Raw genomic sequence first — 16,443 nt, 5'->3', positions numbered from 1 at the left:
TTGACATTATGCTATAGTTCAATTTCTTTAGTTTATTTTGGCAAACACACATAATTTAGTTAAAGAGGTTATGAAAGAGGTGTTTGTCATGAAAATTTTAATAGCACTAGAAAATATTGTAATGGACGGAGTAAAGAGAGCGAGTACTGTTCTGGGCAATTCTTTGAATGGTCATAACGGTAACGAAATTACCTTCTATTCTCTAGCCTCCGATAAGTCCTACTATAAGTTGACGGCACCCTTGGTAACCGCAAAAACCCCCATAACTTCTGGTATTCTTAATTATTTTGGTAATAATCCATATCATGACTATAAGCAACAGATCAAGGATCTAATAGATTATTTGAAAGAAAATAAAATTGATGTGGTAATTTTGCCTGGTGGCTTGCTTGCAAGTTTTGCACCTTTTATAAAAAAAGAAGTTCAAGGTATTAAGGTAATATCATGGATGCACAATAATTATGATGTCTATATGACTCAATATTATAAAGATATGAAAAACGAGTTTGTAGAAGGACTCAAATGTTCTGATTATGTAGTCACTTTGACAGATTATGATTTGAAGAATTACTCTAAGATAAATAAAAATACTCTAAAAATTTATAATCCTATAACTATTCATTCAAATGAATATTCTGATTTATCAGTTCCAATAATTTCATTTACAGGAAGAATTGCAATTCAACATAAGGGTATTGATTATCTTTTGGAGTTAGCTCAATCCTTGCCAGAAGGATGGAAGATTTCTATCGCTGGTAGTGGACCTGAAAAAGATATGAATACATTTTATAATCTGATAGATGAGTTAGGCGTTGAAGACAAGATTATTTATCAAGGTGCGTTAAAGGATGAGGAACTAAATGAACATTACAAAAACTCATCTATTTTTGTATCTACTTCCAGATGGGAAGGGATGCCCTTGGTTATTGGCGAGGCGATGTCATACGGATTGCCAATTGTTGCAATGGATAATTCAGGATCAGAAGAGTTCATTGGAGATGACAAGTACGGTAAAATTATTGAACAGGGTAACGTTGACGAACTAATAATATTTATTCAAAAATTGATCGATGATATTTCTTTAAGAGAATATTATTCTGACAAATCAATTACTAGAATAAATGATTTTAAAACTGACAGAATCATTGAAGAATGGGAAAAACTATATAAATAGCAGAAGCAATAATTGCTTCTGCTATTTTTTTGTAAATTTTTAAAAGAAAAAATGTACGACGTCAGTTACATCATAGGTAGCAAAATTACTTAATTTTGATAAAAAATTGTCCAATTCTTCAGTACTCTGGAACGCTCCCTCAATCAAATAGTTACTATTTCCAGTAGTACGATAATGATGTAGCATAAAGTTTCTGTTTTCAGCTACAAAGTCTAGATATTTTTCATGATTAGGGTTAGTTATTTGAACGTTAATAAAAACAGGACGAACGAATCCTAATTTTTCTGGATTCACTTCGATACTGTATTTTTTTATAACATTTTGATCTTCCAGTTTTCTGATTCGTTCAGCTAGTGCAGGTGAACTCATGTGGACTTGATCTCCCAACTCTTTAAGAGTTACTCGGGAATTTCTATTTAGTATTTTTAAAATCTCAATATCAACGTTATCAACCATAATGATTCTCCATTTTTGAACTTATGTCCTAATTATATTAAGTATAATTGTTGGTATTCTTAATAATAACTATATTATAAGTAATAGGACAGTATTAAAATATATCTTACTATATAACCTGTATATTAATGATACTGATTGTATAATCAGCACTAATAAAAGTACGGATATGAAATGAAGGGGAATTTTTATGATTTCATTCAAACATGTAACTTCTGGATACGGAGATAAAGAAATTATCTCTGATTTGAATCTTGATATTTATGATAACAACTTATTTGTCATGGTTGGACCCAGTGGTAGCGGTAAGACTACTACTCTTAAGATGATCAATCGATTAATAAAACCCATGTCTGGAACAGTGGAAGTAAACGGTGTTGAGCTAAACGATCACAACATTACAGATATGCGCTTAAAAATGGGATACGTTTTGCAAAATATTGCACTTTTCCCAAATTTAACAGTTGAAGAAAATATTGGCATTCAATTAGAAGCCCAAAAAGTCTCCAAAGAAGAACGTCAAAAAATTGCCTATGAATTGTTAGAACTTGTGAATATGTCACCTGAAAAATACGCCAATCGTTATCCAGATGAATTGTCTGGTGGACAACAACAAAGGGTTGGAATCGTACGTGCTTTAGCTACAAAACCAGATGTTATTCTGATGGATGAGCCATTTTCAGCATTAGATCCAGTCACCAGGGTACAGTTGCAAGACTTGGTATTAGAAATTAAAAAACAAAGTAATTCTACAATTGTATTTGTTACTCATGATATGAAAGAAGCATTGAAGTTAGGGACACAAATAGCATTGATGAAAGATGGAAAAATTCAACAAATTGATTCAAGAGAAAATATTCTAAACCACCCTGCAAATGATTTTGTACGTGACTTCTTTGCTGGGGAACATCTGAACTCTATTGTGGCGGATATTGTTTCGATAAATTATTCTCATTCAATAGGTAATGAATCAATCAAAACGGAAGTTAATCCTACTGATACTCTGCCTGAGTTATCTGAAAAGTTACTGGTTGAAGGCATAGTCCACGTAAAAGGGACAGATCAAGCTATTTCATCACAAGAACTTATTAAATTTATAGCAATGGTGGTGGACTAGATGAATGATTTAATTTCAACAATTGTAAATGATCGATCGAATATATTGAATGCATTGTGGCAACATTTAGAAATATCGTTAATCGCATTAATTATTGCGGCTGCAATTGCTATACCTTTGGCAATTTTATTAAAAGATAGACCTAAATCGGCTGAGGTTGCGCTACAAATAGCAAGTATATTTCAAACAATACCATCATTGGCGTTGCTAGGATTGTTAATTCCATTAGTAGGAATAGGTACTACTCCAGCAGTTATAGCGCTGGTAGTCTATGCTATTATGCCCATTTTTCAAAATACTTACATGGGTTTTGATGGAATTGATCCGGCTTTGAAAGAGGCAGGGGTTGCTTTTGGTTTATCTCGAAGAAAGAGACTTTTCAGGATAGAGTTGCCATTGGCATATCCAATGATAATTTCAGGTATAAGAGTTGCACTTGTAATGATTATAGGAACTGCTACACTTGCTGCATTAATCGGAGCTGGTGGCTTAGGATCATATATTATATTAGGAATTCAGACAAATAATAATTCTCTATTGATTATAGGTGCTGGATTGTCGGCTTTATTGGCATTAGTCGTAAGTGGTTTAATTAGAATTTTGGGTAATATAAGGTTAAGGAATGCTCTGATAATAATTGTTGCATTGTTGGCAATCATTACTGGAAGTATAGGATTTAATTCTTACATTAGCAGTAAAAACACTGAGATTACTATTGCAGGAAAGTTAGGACCTGAACCTGAGATTTTAATGAATATCTACAAAGATCTTATATTAGAAGATAATCCAAAATATAAAGTGACAATTAAACCTAACTTTGGTGCTACGTCATTTGTTTTCAGTGCCTTGAAGTCTGGTCAGATAGATATTTATCCAGAATTTACAGGAACTGTATTACAGAATATTTTGAAAACAAATTCTAAAACTGACAATAATCCTAAGCAGGTTTATGAAGAAGCACATGACGGATTAAGCAAAAATTATCAGATGAATTATATGAAACCAATGGAATTTCAAGATGGCTATGCACTAGTTGTAAACAAAGATTTTGCCAAACAAAATAATCTTAAGACTATTTCAGATTTAGCTAATTTATCTGAAAAAGCTAGAGCTGGCTTTGATAGTGATTTTGCTCAACAAAATGATGGTTACAAAGGTTTAAACAAAGACTATGGACTGGATTTGAATGTTAATACTATGGATAGTAGTATTCGCTATAAAGCATTAGTTGAAGGAAAAGTTGATTTAGTTGACGGATATACAACTGATCCTGAAATAAAGCATTACAATTTAGTTGTCTTGAAAGATGATAAAAAGTTCTTCCCACCTTATCAAGGATCAGCATTGATGAAAGATGAATTTGCTAAAAAGCATCCTGAGGTAGTGAAATCTATTGAAAAAATTTCAGGTAAAATTACTGATGAGCAGATGCAAGAAATGAATTATGAAGTTCAAGTTAAACACAAAAAAGCATCTACAGTAGCTAGAGAATTTTTGAAGAAACAAAATCTTATAAAATAGGTGATAATATGAAAGCTGTTAAAGTATTCGAAGCAGGTGGACCAGAAGTTCTTAAAATAACAGAAGTACCCATTCCTAAAGTAAAACCAGGCTGGTCATTGGTTAAGATTAAGGGATTTGGAATAAATCATTCCGAAATTTTCACACGTGATGGTCTATCTCCTTCAGTGAAATTTCCACGTATTTTAGGGATAGAATGTGTCGGAATTATTGAAGAAAGTACATCAGATAAATTTTCAAAAGGTGAGAAAATAATATCTATAATGGGTGAGATGGGACGTGCATTCGACGGATCATATGCCGAGTATGTATTGCTACCAAATGAACAAATTTATCCGGTGAAGACAGAACTTTCTTGGGAAGACTTGGCAGCTATTCCCGAAACATATTACACAGCCTTTGAATCGTTGAAGGCACTACAGGTCAAAGATGATGACACTATCTTAGTAAGATCTGGTGCTAGTGGTGTGGGCGTGGCTTTTCTCAGATTGATAAAAGCTAAAAATAAATCTCAAAGGGTTGTTGCTTCTGTGCGTAGTCTCTCAAAAAGAGATAAGTTAATCGAATTAGGTTACGACGATGTGGTTGAAGATAAAGATAGTGTCCTACAAACAACAGAAATCTTTGATAAATCATTGGAATTAGTCGGACCTACAACTCTCAAAGATACATTTGAACATATAAAAAATGGAATTGTTTGTGACACTGGATTATTGGGTGGTAAATGGGATCTAGAAGGATTCGAGCCTGTTGGAGATATTCCTAATGGTAGTTATTTGACAGCTATTCATTCTGGGGATGTAGACTACAACCGAATTTTAGAAATGATTGATTATATTGAAGATAATTCTGTCGAAGTAAAACCAGCTAAAATATATAGCTTGGATGAAATAGCTGATGCTCATAGATATTTGGAAAGTAGCAACGGATTTGGCAAAGTAATCGTAATGAATAAAAACTGAATTTGAATAATAGTCGTTGTATCCAGATTATTTTGTTTATTAAACTTACGTAAATGAATATAATATTATCTATTAAATCTATTTCAATAGGTGGTATTTATGTTTGATAAAGTAAAAAGATTTTTTACAGAAAATATGCCAAACTTCTATAGTATTGTTTCTACTGTTGCTGTAACATTGCTAGGCTTGTTGCTAATTTTCTTTCTATTCAAGGAATTGTACTCGCTTTTTGTTATGACTCTTGCAACTGAATCTAGCACCACTTTTTATGAGATTGTAGACAATTTGTTGACGTTCTTCCTATTTCTAGAATTTCTATCATTGGTAATAGTTTTTATAAAAGAAAAGGGTCATACACCTTTGAGATTCTTTATATATTTGGGTGTTACAGCTCTTTTAAGAACCTTATTGACACTCCATGATAGTGCGATGGATATCTTATTGATATCATCATCGATATTCTTATTATTGGTGGGATTAACACTTATCAATAGAGGAAAAGATTTGGAGTAATTTTTACAAAATACTTGATTTAAAGTTAACTATAAGTAGTACAATCATCATTGAATTTAAAATCAATGGAGATATTAATATGGAATATACAAAATTAAACTCTGGATATAATATGCCTATTTTAGGATATGGTGTTTACAAAGTTGATCCAGTCAGAACAGAAGAATTAGTTTCACAAGCCTTGAAAAATGGATATCGATTAATTGATACTGCACAATATTATAGAAATGAAGAAGGTGTGGGTAAGGCGATTAATAATAGTGGTGTTCCTAGGTCAGAAATCTTTTTGACTACTAAGTTAGCACCAAACGGTGGATACAATGAAACCAAAGATTCAATTGATAAATCATTAAGAGCATTGAATCAGGACTATATCGATCTACTTTTGATTCACTGGCCAGGTTCTGATTATTTGGGTATGTGGAAAGCAATGGAGGAAGCTGTTGAATCGGGTAAAGTTCGATCAATAGGTTTGAGTAATTTTTATGGAAAAGAATTCGACAATATTGTTAACAACGCTCATATAATGCCAGCGGTTGACCAAAATGAAACACATGTCTTTCGACAACAATTTGAAATTCAAGATTCCATCTCAAAATTTGATACCAAATTAGAAGCATGGTCACCACTTACAGCCAATCCTGCCAATGTTATGAATAATAGTACTTTGAAGAATCTTTCTGATAAGTATCAAAAGTCAGTTGCACAAATTATGCTTAGATCATTGATTCAAAGAGAAATCATTGCAATTCCAAAGACTACGCATGAAGATCGTATGATTGAAAATATAGATATTTTTGATTTTTCATTAACTGATGAAGATATGAACGAGATAAAACAACTAGATAAAGATGTTTCATTATTTGGCTGGTTATAATAAAAAGATCCCACTAATAATTAGTGGGATCTTTTTATTATGTTTTTTACATTTTGTTGAAGTGCCGGAATTACTTCTTCCTCAAACCATTCATTTTTAGCCAACCAAATATTGTTTCGTGGAGAAGGGTGAACTATTGGGAAATATTCGGGTAGATAATTCTGATAGTTTTTAACAATATCAGTAATTTTATCGCTGTTTTGTAGGTTTAAGTAGTACTTCTGAGCGTACATACCAATTAGTATAGTCAATTGAATATTAGGCATGCTATCTAATAGTTTCGGGTGCCATTTTTCAGCAATATCTTTTCTTGGTGGCAAATCTCCACTCTTTCCTTTGCCTGGATAGTAAAAGTCCATTGGGATAATAGCTATTTTTTTTGAATCATAAAATATATTACGATCAATCCCCATCCAATCCCTTAGTCGGTCACCGCTTTTATCGTTCCACATGATATTAGATTCTTGAACTTTTTTGCTAGGTGCTTGACCTACAATAAGAATCTCAGCTGTAGGAGGAGCAGCAAATAGTGGATTCCAGCCGATTGATGTATATTCTTTGTTTTCAGGATCATTTTTTATCTGATTGAATATCTCTTCTTCATTCATGATTGTATCCTTAATTTATAAGTTTAATTATGTTTAATATACAATAATTGCACAAAAAAAGACAAACAAGATTTGTTTGCCTTTTTATATTATTTAGTTATTTTAACTACCCATTTAATTAAGTTGTTTTCACTTGATCCAGTTCTTTCAGCAGTAGTATGTTTTAGTCCCCATACTGTTGCAAAATCAACGTCTTTAACGTTTTTGTTTGCTTGAAGAGCTAGAGAAAGGTTAGATTCAACTGTTAATGCTGTATCTCCTTGGTTAATACCAGTTCTGATTCTCCAGTATTTGGCAACTTTAGAAGTACCGTAACCATCATAGTAGTCGTTCAAGTAGTACATAGGGTTGTACATATCCATTCTGTGACTTACGTTGCTACCGACAGCATCTAGATTATCATTAATTTCGCCGTATGATTTAACGTAATCAGAATTCCAGTCAGATAATTTAGAGTATTTATCTTCATTTTTCTTTAGTAAGTTAGCAACTACTGTATCAAAATGAGATGGCGTTTCATTGTTATATGCAAATACTTCTGTTTCATCTTTAAGATCTAGACTATCAAAGGCTGGAACACCCTTTGTAGGTTGTTTCATGTTTTGTACAAATGCTTTGACGCTTGTTATTGTTGCTTTGTTTGTCTTCTTGTTATATTTAACCCATGTACCATTTTCATTCAATGACTTGATATAGTCACTTGCTGATTTATATGTTGCGGCATCTGATGAGTCTGATCCTGGCATACCACCACCTGGCATTCCGCCACCCATACCACTTGCTGAAGTATCAGCTCCTGTAGGGAAGTTACCACCAGCTTGTTGACTGTTATTAACAGTGTAAGGGAATTTTGTATCTTTAAGGAAATTATTTAGAGATGTTTCGATAACTTTCTTGATGTAGTTATTGTAGCTACCTGATGTATAAATACCAGATTTAGACTTTTCTAGTTTAAGTGTCTTACCATTTTCATCTTTAAGTTTAAGTTTGTTTAGATATTGTGCATATTATTGTTTTGCCATATCATTTGATAATTCTTTAGTGAATGTACCATCAGCACGAGTATCAGAATCTGAGAATTGACCCATATTCCACTCGTATGCTTCATCGGCTTCATCCAAACTAGTGATAGGACACCATGCCATAGAACCATAGGTTGCATCACTGATATATTTACCATCGCTATCTTTCATAGCAGCACCAATTGATTGTAGGTATGGGTAGTATAGATTACTATCACCTGTGGCACCCATTAGAGCACTTTGAGCACCACCACCGGACATACCAAATGTGATTATTTTGTTTGTGTCTCCGGCAAGATTTTTCTTGTTATAACGCATGTATCTAATAGCAGCTTTTAGATCGGTTACAGCATAAGGAGCTGCCCCACTTGTGATTTCTGAGGAGTCAGATGAAGAAGATCCACCCATCATTCCTTCCTTACCACGTGCACCAGCTATAGCATAAATGATACCTTTTTTGGCATACTTACCAACACCATCAGCATATCCTGTAGGTGCTTCAAATGCTGCGTAACCAGGTGTTTCAACTGGCATAATTATGAAGTATAACCATTTACTTTCTTACTTGTGCTAGCTTTGGCAGTATATGTAGTACCATCACTGTTTTTCTTGGCAGTCATATATTTACCAGGAACGTAGATACCCATTGATTCATATTTAGTATCAGCAGGTTTTGTAGAATAGTTGATGCCTACTTGCCAATACACATCATCATCAGAGTTGTAGTTCCATTTGGAATTATCAATTTTTAGAGATGATACTCCCTTTGGATTTTTCACACTGCTCTTTTTGATAGTTTTGACAGCACTTTTTTCAGCATTAACTGTTTGAACTGTGCCAATTGTAGCAGGTACTAAAGAACTAATTAAAAGAATAGATGTTGCTAAAATTGCTTTTAATTTATATTTCTTCATTAAAAATTCCCTCCATATTTGAATATAGATTGATTATAAATTATTAATGCCATAAAAAATATTCAAATTTGGAATAACAAAAGCCTAGTATTCCAAAGTGGAATACTAGGCAAGATTTTTTTATCGTAAGTCTAGGTTATTTCGACTATCAATTATTAATGTTTCTGATAATAAAATATCACTGGTAATTTCATAACCAGTTTTTGAATCAAGAGTTCCATCAGAAACTTGCTTGTAGATATAGGCTCTTTCAGAGTCTAGAGCATACATTATTGCTCTTCTTTCTTGATAAAGATCCTCATCTTCAGTTAAGCCACGTCGGAACATTGATTTAGTTATAAAATCAGTAAATGTGTTAGTTTTATCTTGATCTTGTAATTTGTAAATAACTTCGTTTTTTACTTTTTTACTTAGTTCGTCCATTTCATTGATTCTTTCGATACCGATTTGTACCATCTCAGTTTTACATTTTTGAATTAGTTTATCATCAATGGTATCTACTCTATCTGGAATAATAATAGGCAATACAACTGAAGGGATAATCATACTTAGCAGAATAACAACAGTTGTTGCAAGGATGATATTTGAAAAATGAGTTCCTCTGACACTGTCAGCAATTGACAATGCTAAGGCAAGTGTAACTGCACCATGGACTCCACCAATTGCAAAAATAAAGCTGTCTTTCGGTTTTTTGTTTATGAATAGGTAGTATACAAATCTAACTAATGCAGAAACAACGTAAACAATGATACCAGCCCATAACCAATCTAAGTGATTTAGCAGATAAACATGGCTTTCAATTAATATACGACAGATATTAATACCTAAGAAGAAGAACACAGAGCCATTAAATAATTCAGCAATATACGATGAAACCTGAATATTTGCATGGACACCATGAGGTACTACAAATCTAGATTTTCCTACTTCACTGTTACTTACTAAACCTGCAACCACGACAGCAATTATTCCAGAAAAGTGAAAATGTTCTGCTGTCCAAAAAACTATGAATGGTGTAGATAAAAATAAGGTAATCTGTGTAGAAATAACATTAAATGAAGATTTAATTAGCCATTGTCTGATTAGGGTAAACATAAGTGCGATAATTGAACCTACAATGATAGCCCCTATAGAACTAATTAGGAAACTCTCGAGACTATTTGTTAAAGAATAGTGACCAGTTTTGTACCAGATAGTTCCGGCTGATAAAAGAACGATACCTGTTGCATCATTGAATAATGATTCTGTCTTCAAAGTATTATGTATCTTGCTGTTTAACTTTGTATTACCTAGAGCAGAATCAAGAGCAGTGGCATCAGTAGGTGTATTAATAGCAGTAAGTATAAAAGCTAGTGGAAATGAGATAGACATTGAGAATATTAAAGTCATGGGTGTTACTAAACAAATAATTACAGCCATGAAAACTGTAGTTCCAATTATAGAGGGTATGCTTCCTGATACAATTCGATTATCAGTATTGTTGCTCTCAAAAAACAGCAATGGTGAAATAATCATGAGCAAGAAGAGTTCACTGTCAAACTTTGGTATGAAGTTATTAAAGGCAGGAATTAAGGTTACTAAGGCTCCCAAAACAAGATTGAAGTAGGAACTTGAAACTTTGGAAAATATTGAAGATAAAATGTTTCCAATACCGACAATTAAAAACGCAATAAATAAAGTGCCTAAAGTATTAAATGTTGATGCTTCCATAATTTTCCTCCCCTAGAATAGCAAGTTTAATTATAACAAATAAATGACTGTTTAAATAAAGTATAAACTAGATTATTAGTGTTATACTGAACTATATTTTTAATAATAAAAAAAGTTGGTGTTAATTATGAAAGTATTCGTTGCAGGAGCTACAGGTAGAGTTGGAGAAAATTTGGTAAGTGATCTTGTTAGTAACGGTCATTTTGTATATGCCGCAGCAAGAGGTTATCAAAAGATAGAAGAAACACAAAACATTAAACCAGTATATTTGGATTTCCATGATTCTGTAGAAAATATACAAGAAGTGCTAGCAGATTCTGAAGCAGTAATATTTGTTGCAGGTTCTCGTGGCAAAGATCTTCTACAAACAGATTTAAATGGTGCCGTAAAATTAATGCAAGCTACTGAAAATAAAGGAATTAAACGTTATATTCAGTTGAGCTCATTATTCTCAATGGATCAAGAAAAATGGTCAGAGAATCCATCACTAGCAGCCATTATGGATTATAATGTTTCTAAATTTTATTCAGATAAGTGGCTAATAGATAATACAAATCTTGACTATACTATTCTTCAACCAGGAACACTGACTGAAGAGGCTGCCACAGGTAAAGTTCAATTGAATGATCAAGTTGGTGGACCTAATCCTATTCCAGATGTTGCAAGTGTATTAGCAGCTATTTTGGAAAATGATAATACTGTGAAAAAGGTTATATCAATGCATTCGGGTGATGTAGATATCAATTCAGCTATAAAATCTATCTAAAAAACAACCATTAAATTGGTTGTTTTTTTATTTTTTTCAAAAAAGTATCAAAACTAATTAAAAATTAGTGTAAAATTAATAACCGTTGTTAATTTTATATACACAGGTATGAAAAAATGGAAAATTTCGATCAAAAAAGCAGTTTTATTAGCTGGCCAGTCTTGGCAATGATGTGCTTTGTTACAGTTATCGGTTTCGATGACTTAATTTATAACTTACAAGGACAAGGTTTAGGAGTTGTAACTTCATGGATATTGATGTTATTCCTATACGTTGTTCCGTATGCACTGATGGTTGGGCAACTTGGATCTGCCTTCAGTAATGAAGGTGGGGGACTATCTTCATGGGTTCGTGGTACAAATGGTGAATTTTTAGGATATTTCACTGCATGGACTTATTGGGCAGCATCCATTCCTTATGTTGTTGATACAGCTAATTCTGTTGTGGTTGGTCTTGGGTGGGCTATCCAGGGTAATGCATCTATGCAAGACAACATGTCTAATAGCATGTTTGCATTGCTTACATTTGTCGTTTTTGGAATTTTCATTTTTGTACAATCTCGCTTTAAGCACTCACTTGAAATACTTGGTACTATTGGTGGTGTAGCGATGTTTGGGATGACCGTTCTATTCGTATTGATGACAGCAGCTTCATTAATGAGAGGTGGCCATATTGCCACTCAACCGTTTACGTATAAAACTTTAATTCCTAAATTTGATTTGCATTATCTAACAACCATTGGTCTTTTAATTTATGCCGTTAATGGTTCAGAATTAATTGCACCTTTTGTTTCTAGAATGAAGAAGCCCCAAAGTGATTTTCCTAAGGCAATGATTATGCTGGCAGTTATGACAGCATTTCTAACAATATTTGGTTCATTAGCTTTAGGGGTTTTCTTCAATGCATATAACTTACCTCACGATTTGAAGATGAATGGATCATATTATGCGTTCCAAGCACTAGGTAAATCCTTTAATATGGGTAATACTTTAATGTATATCTTTGCTTGGACAGAAGTATTTTATCTTGCCGCACTACTAGCAGTTCTGTTAGAAGCTATGACTCGCATGCTAATTTCAGATACTGGCGCAAGATACATGCCAAAAGTTTTGAGAAAGAAAAACGCTTCAGGGCTTCCAATCAATGGGTATCTGTTAACTGTTGGTTTGAGTGCTTTCATCATGTTACTGGGTATATTTTTACCAGATATGAATGATATCTTTAATTGGTTATTGAACTTAAACGGTATCATTTCCCCCGGTGTAACATGTTGGGTGTTCTTTGCTTTCATTAAAATTCGCATGAATAGTGATAAATATCCATCAGATTATGTCTTTATAAAGAATGATAAGTTAGCTCTAGCATTTGGATGGTGGTGTTTTATTATTACAGCAGTGGCAACGGTATTTGGATTTGGACCACAAGATGTTAAGTTTGCATCAAGCACTTGGTGGTATGAATTAATTATTAATATCATTGCGATAGTAGTATTAATTGGACTAGGAGCAGTCATGCCATACATTACAAGTAGAGAAGAACGTAGTACTACAGGTGCTGCCTTTACTAGAGTTCAATGGACAGGAATTTTAAGTACCATAATTATAGGATTAGTTTTAATCCTTTATCTAGGTGGTACACATATTGCTAATAAGATTTTATATATCCTGATAGTTGCTATTGCAAGTATTGTATTAGTCATGTTATTTGGACGTAGAGAATATAATTTAGCTGAATAAAGAAAGACCGACATTAATTTGTTGGTCTTTTTAGAGCAATAAATTAATAAATTTTTATTATGAGCAATCTAATACCCAATATTGTTAGGTGGGGTTAAAATAATTATTGAGAAAGTTTAAAAAAGAGAGTAATTTAGATGTATGTGTATAAGAGAAAGGTGTAGTTATGAAAAATAAAATCATTAACTTTTTTAAAAGGCCAAGTTCTATTTTCGTTTTAAAAACAGTCGTCTTTTTCATTATATTTGTAATTATATTGTATATATACGGCTACAACGGTGCAGGAAGTAGCAAATTCATTTACAACGAATTTTAAAATAAAAGGGGAAGTACCTGATATGAATAAAATTATTGAAAGAATTAATAATGTTACCCAAAAAAATCCTACACAATTAGCATATAAGAATGGTTCAGAAACAAAGACATATCAAGATTTATCAGATTATTCAAATAAAGTAGCAAATTTTTTAGATAGTGAACTACCTGATAACAATCAACCGATTATTGTTTTTGGTGGACAACAGTTTGAGATGCTTGCGATATTTTTAGGAGCTATCAAATCTGGTCATGCATATATACCAGTGGATGAATCATCTGATCCATCACGTATTCAACAAATAAATAACGTAGCAAAACCAGCACTAATTTTAAATTGGAGTGACTTAACTGAATTTGATGTTGAAACTCCAGTTATTGATAAGAAAAAATTAAATGATATTTTCAGTTCTGATGATTCAACTTATACAGAAGATCATAGTGTTGCAGATGATGAAAACTTCTATATTATCTTCACATCAGGAACAACAGGAACTCCTAAGGGAGTCCAGATTAGCACACTTAACCTAATAGATTTTGTAGATTGGGTTAATCAAGAATTCCAGTATCATGAAGATGATAATGTGATGTTACAGGCACCATTTTCATTCGATCTATCAGTATTTAGTATCTATCCTGCACTTACAAACGGTGCTACATTGGAAATCTTGGATAAATCAGTGACTGGTAATTTTGCAAAATTACAAGAGTCACTGAAAAATTCAGAATTCAATGTGTGGGTTTCTACACCTTCATTTTTTGAACTATGTTGCTTATTCCCTGATTTCAAGGGAGAATCAATGCCAAATCTTCAAAAATTTATCTTCTGTGGTGAAGAATTAACTCACGCAGCAGCTAAAAAGGTTTTGAATAAGTTCCCTAATGCAAAATTGTATAATACATACGGTCCTACAGAAAATACAGTAGCAATTACTTCTATCGAAATTACTCCAGAAGTTCTAGAGAATTACGATCGATTGCCAATCGGATATTTAAAAGACAATATGGATTATAAGATTCAAGATTCACAATCCGATGATAACGGCTTAGAAGTCGGAGAACTTTTAGTTAATGGTCCAGATGTTTCTAAAGGCTATATTAATAATCCTGTGCAAACAGAGAAAGCCTTTGAGAACATTTCAGGTGAGACTTTCTACCATACTGGTGACATGATTGCTAGAGATTCTGATGGTTTGTTGTTCTATCGAGGTAGGACAGACTTCCAAGTTAAGATGCATGGATATCGTATTGAACTAGAAGAAATAGATGCTTTGTTAGGTAACTTGGTAGAAGTTAAACAATCAAGTACAGTTCCACTATACGACTCTGACCACAAGGTTAAAAAATTGATAGCATATGTAGTTCTAGAGTCAGATATGCAAGAACAAGATGCTGAAGAACTATCACTAAAATTAAAAGAAGATCTTAAGAAAACAACGATGGATTATATGATTCCTAATGTATTTAGATTTGTAGACAGTTTACCTATTACAAGTAATGGCAAAATTGATAGAAAGGCTTTGATTGGTACGGTCAATGCATAATATAACTCCGTATACTAGCCCGTCGTATTTTATATATTTACTGATTTTACTTTTACCTATAATTATAGGATTGTTCAATGGTAGACGATTCAAAGTTTATGAAACTATAGCTACTTTAGGAATATTGATTATTACCTTCTTTGGAGACAATGCTATACAAGGTATTTCTCTAGTTGCATTTATAATATATGAATTTATTGTTGTTTTTGGTTATCGCAGGTATCGAGAGAATCATAATAATTTTTGGATTTTCTTTTGGGCAGTTGTTTTAGCAATAATTCCACTGGTCATAGTAAAAGTGAGTCCAGTTGCACATAGTGTGAAACTTTCTTTATTTGGATTCTTAGGAATTAGTTACCTAACTTTCAAGGTAGTCGAGCTAATCATGGAATCCAGAGATGGAGCTATCAAAGAAATAACTTCTTGGCAATTTTTTAGATTTATACTATTTTTCCCAACAATTTCTTCAGGTCCAATTGATCGTTTTCCAAGATTTGAGAAAGATTATGACAAAGTTCCTGAAAGAGAAGAATATTTAAAGTTATTCCAAAGTGGAATTAACAAAATTATGCAGGGGTTTTTATATAAATTTATACTGGGATATTTCTTTGGAACGCTCATGTTACCGCAGGTTGCAGCATTAGCAATGTCTTACAGACATACTAATTTCTTAGGATTGTCTTGGGCAATTCTGCCTTATATGTATGTGTACAGTATGTATCTATTCTTTGATTTTGCAGGATACTCACTTTTTGCAATCGCAATTAGTAATTTCATGGGTGTAAAGACACCAGCAAACTTTAATCAACCTTTCAAATCTGTTAATATCAAGGATTTCTGGAACAGATGGCATATGACACTATCTTTCTGGTTCAGAGATTTCATATATATGAGACTGATGTTTCTATTTATGAAGAAAAAGTGGATTAAAAGTAGAGTAACTATAGCCAATATAGGTTATGTTACATTGTTCCTAATCATGGGATTTTGGCATGGACTAACTTGGTATTATATAGTTTATGGTATTTTCCACGCATCTGCTATGATAATAAATGATGCATGGTTGAGATTTAAAAAGAGACATAAATCATTACCAAGCAATAGATTTACCAAGTATTTGGCAATATTTATTACTTTTAATGTAGTTTGCTTTAGTTTCTTGATTTTTTCAGGATTTTTAAATACATTATGGTTTGTAAAATAGGAGA

17 protein-coding genes are annotated in these 16,443 nt (G+C 32.7%); 11 read left to right on the top strand and 6 right to left on the bottom strand.

Annotated features, from left to right (window positions below):
- Window positions 1-88 precede the first annotated feature (88 nt).
- Window positions 89-1,174 (top strand): glycosyltransferase, encoded by a 1,086-nt coding sequence (locus EKN01_RS06240; protein ID WP_129045430.1) that lies wholly within the window; start codon window positions 89-91, stop codon window positions 1,172-1,174.
- 39 nt (window positions 1,175-1,213) lie between these two features.
- Here EKN01_RS06240 and EKN01_RS06235 read toward each other — a convergent pair whose 3' ends face one another.
- Window positions 1,214-1,630, bottom strand: coding sequence for an Lrp/AsnC family transcriptional regulator (locus tag EKN01_RS06235; RefSeq protein WP_129045429.1), 417 nt, complete (start codon window positions 1,628-1,630; stop codon window positions 1,214-1,216).
- Between the two features lie 190 nt (window positions 1,631-1,820).
- On the opposite strand from EKN01_RS06235, the gene EKN01_RS06230 reads away from it, so the two are divergent.
- The 5 genes from EKN01_RS06230 (at window position 1,821) to EKN01_RS06210 (ending at window position 6,620) form a co-directional block, all read left to right on the top strand.
- A complete protein-coding gene (locus EKN01_RS06230) occupies window positions 1,821-2,747 on the top strand; it encodes an ABC transporter ATP-binding protein (protein WP_129045428.1) in 927 nt (308 codons plus the stop codon).
- The gene (locus tag EKN01_RS06225) at window positions 2,748-4,268 is read left to right on the top strand and encodes an ABC transporter permease/substrate-binding protein (protein WP_129045427.1); all 1,521 of its coding nucleotides are present in this window, start codon (window positions 2,748-2,750) and stop codon (window positions 4,266-4,268) included.
- 8 nt (window positions 4,269-4,276) lie between these two features.
- Entirely contained in the window at window positions 4,277-5,230 is a 954-nt protein-coding gene (locus EKN01_RS06220; protein WP_129045426.1) for an alcohol dehydrogenase catalytic domain-containing protein, read from the top strand.
- A 99-nt stretch (window positions 5,231-5,329) separates the two neighbouring features.
- The gene (locus EKN01_RS06215) at window positions 5,330-5,743 is read left to right on the top strand and encodes a phosphate-starvation-inducible PsiE family protein (protein WP_129045425.1); all 414 of its coding nucleotides are present in this window, start codon (window positions 5,330-5,332) and stop codon (window positions 5,741-5,743) included.
- Window positions 5,744-5,822: 79 nt separating this feature from the next.
- The gene (locus EKN01_RS06210) at window positions 5,823-6,620 is read left to right on the top strand and encodes an aldo/keto reductase (RefSeq protein WP_129045424.1); all 798 of its coding nucleotides are present in this window, start codon (window positions 5,823-5,825) and stop codon (window positions 6,618-6,620) included.
- Between the two features lie 20 nt (window positions 6,621-6,640).
- Here EKN01_RS06210 and EKN01_RS06205 read toward each other — a convergent pair whose 3' ends face one another.
- The 5 genes from EKN01_RS06205 to EKN01_RS06195 form a co-directional block, all read right to left on the bottom strand.
- Complete coding sequence (locus tag EKN01_RS06205) at window positions 6,641-7,228, bottom strand: uracil-DNA glycosylase family protein (protein WP_129045423.1); 588 nt, start codon at window positions 7,226-7,228, stop codon at window positions 6,641-6,643.
- Between the two features lie 89 nt (window positions 7,229-7,317).
- Window positions 7,318-8,001 (bottom strand): hypothetical protein, encoded by a 684-nt coding sequence (locus EKN01_RS07885; protein ID WP_206731625.1) that lies wholly within the window; start codon window positions 7,999-8,001, stop codon window positions 7,318-7,320.
- 234 nt (window positions 8,002-8,235) lie between these two features.
- A complete protein-coding gene (locus tag EKN01_RS07880) occupies window positions 8,236-8,784 on the bottom strand; it encodes an alpha/beta hydrolase family protein (RefSeq protein ID WP_206731624.1) in 549 nt (182 codons plus the stop codon).
- A gap of 2 nt (window positions 8,785-8,786) precedes the next feature.
- Window positions 8,787-9,164 (bottom strand): hypothetical protein, encoded by a 378-nt coding sequence (locus EKN01_RS07875; RefSeq protein ID WP_206731623.1) that lies wholly within the window; start codon window positions 9,162-9,164, stop codon window positions 8,787-8,789.
- Between the two features lie 120 nt (window positions 9,165-9,284).
- Complete coding sequence (locus tag EKN01_RS06195) at window positions 9,285-10,874, bottom strand: cation:proton antiporter (RefSeq protein WP_129045422.1); 1,590 nt, start codon at window positions 10,872-10,874, stop codon at window positions 9,285-9,287.
- Between the two features lie 127 nt (window positions 10,875-11,001).
- Between EKN01_RS06195 and EKN01_RS06190 the strand changes: the two genes are divergently transcribed.
- From EKN01_RS06190 to dltB, 5 genes are all read left to right on the top strand, one after another.
- Complete coding sequence (locus tag EKN01_RS06190) at window positions 11,002-11,640, top strand: NAD(P)H-binding protein (RefSeq protein ID WP_099973894.1); 639 nt, start codon at window positions 11,002-11,004, stop codon at window positions 11,638-11,640.
- Between the two features lie 116 nt (window positions 11,641-11,756).
- Window positions 11,757-13,376, top strand: a complete 1,620-nt coding sequence (locus EKN01_RS06185) for an APC family permease (protein WP_129045421.1) — start codon at window positions 11,757-11,759, stop codon at window positions 13,374-13,376.
- Window positions 13,377-13,542: 166 nt separating this feature from the next.
- Window positions 13,543-13,692, top strand: a complete 150-nt coding sequence (locus EKN01_RS06180; protein ID WP_099973892.1) for a teichoic acid D-Ala incorporation-associated protein DltX — start codon at window positions 13,543-13,545, stop codon at window positions 13,690-13,692.
- Between the two features lie 22 nt (window positions 13,693-13,714).
- Window positions 13,715-15,235, top strand: a complete 1,521-nt coding sequence (dltA, locus tag EKN01_RS06175; protein WP_129045420.1) for a D-alanine--poly(phosphoribitol) ligase subunit DltA — start codon at window positions 13,715-13,717, stop codon at window positions 15,233-15,235.
- Window positions 15,228-16,439 carry a D-alanyl-lipoteichoic acid biosynthesis protein DltB gene (gene dltB / locus EKN01_RS06170; RefSeq protein ID WP_129045476.1) on the top strand — a complete coding sequence of 404 codons (1,212 nt, stop codon included), beginning with the start codon at window positions 15,228-15,230 and terminating at the stop codon, window positions 16,437-16,439. The genes dltA and dltB overlap by 8 nt, the downstream gene beginning before the upstream one ends.
- Window positions 16,440-16,443: the final 4 nt, after the last annotated feature.

The organism is Companilactobacillus metriopterae, assembly GCF_004117915.1.
Taxonomy (GTDB): domain Bacteria; phylum Bacillota; class Bacilli; order Lactobacillales; family Lactobacillaceae; genus Companilactobacillus; species Companilactobacillus metriopterae.
The sequence above is the reverse complement of the archived record's forward strand: the minus strand, read 5'-3'. Positions and strand labels throughout refer to the sequence as shown.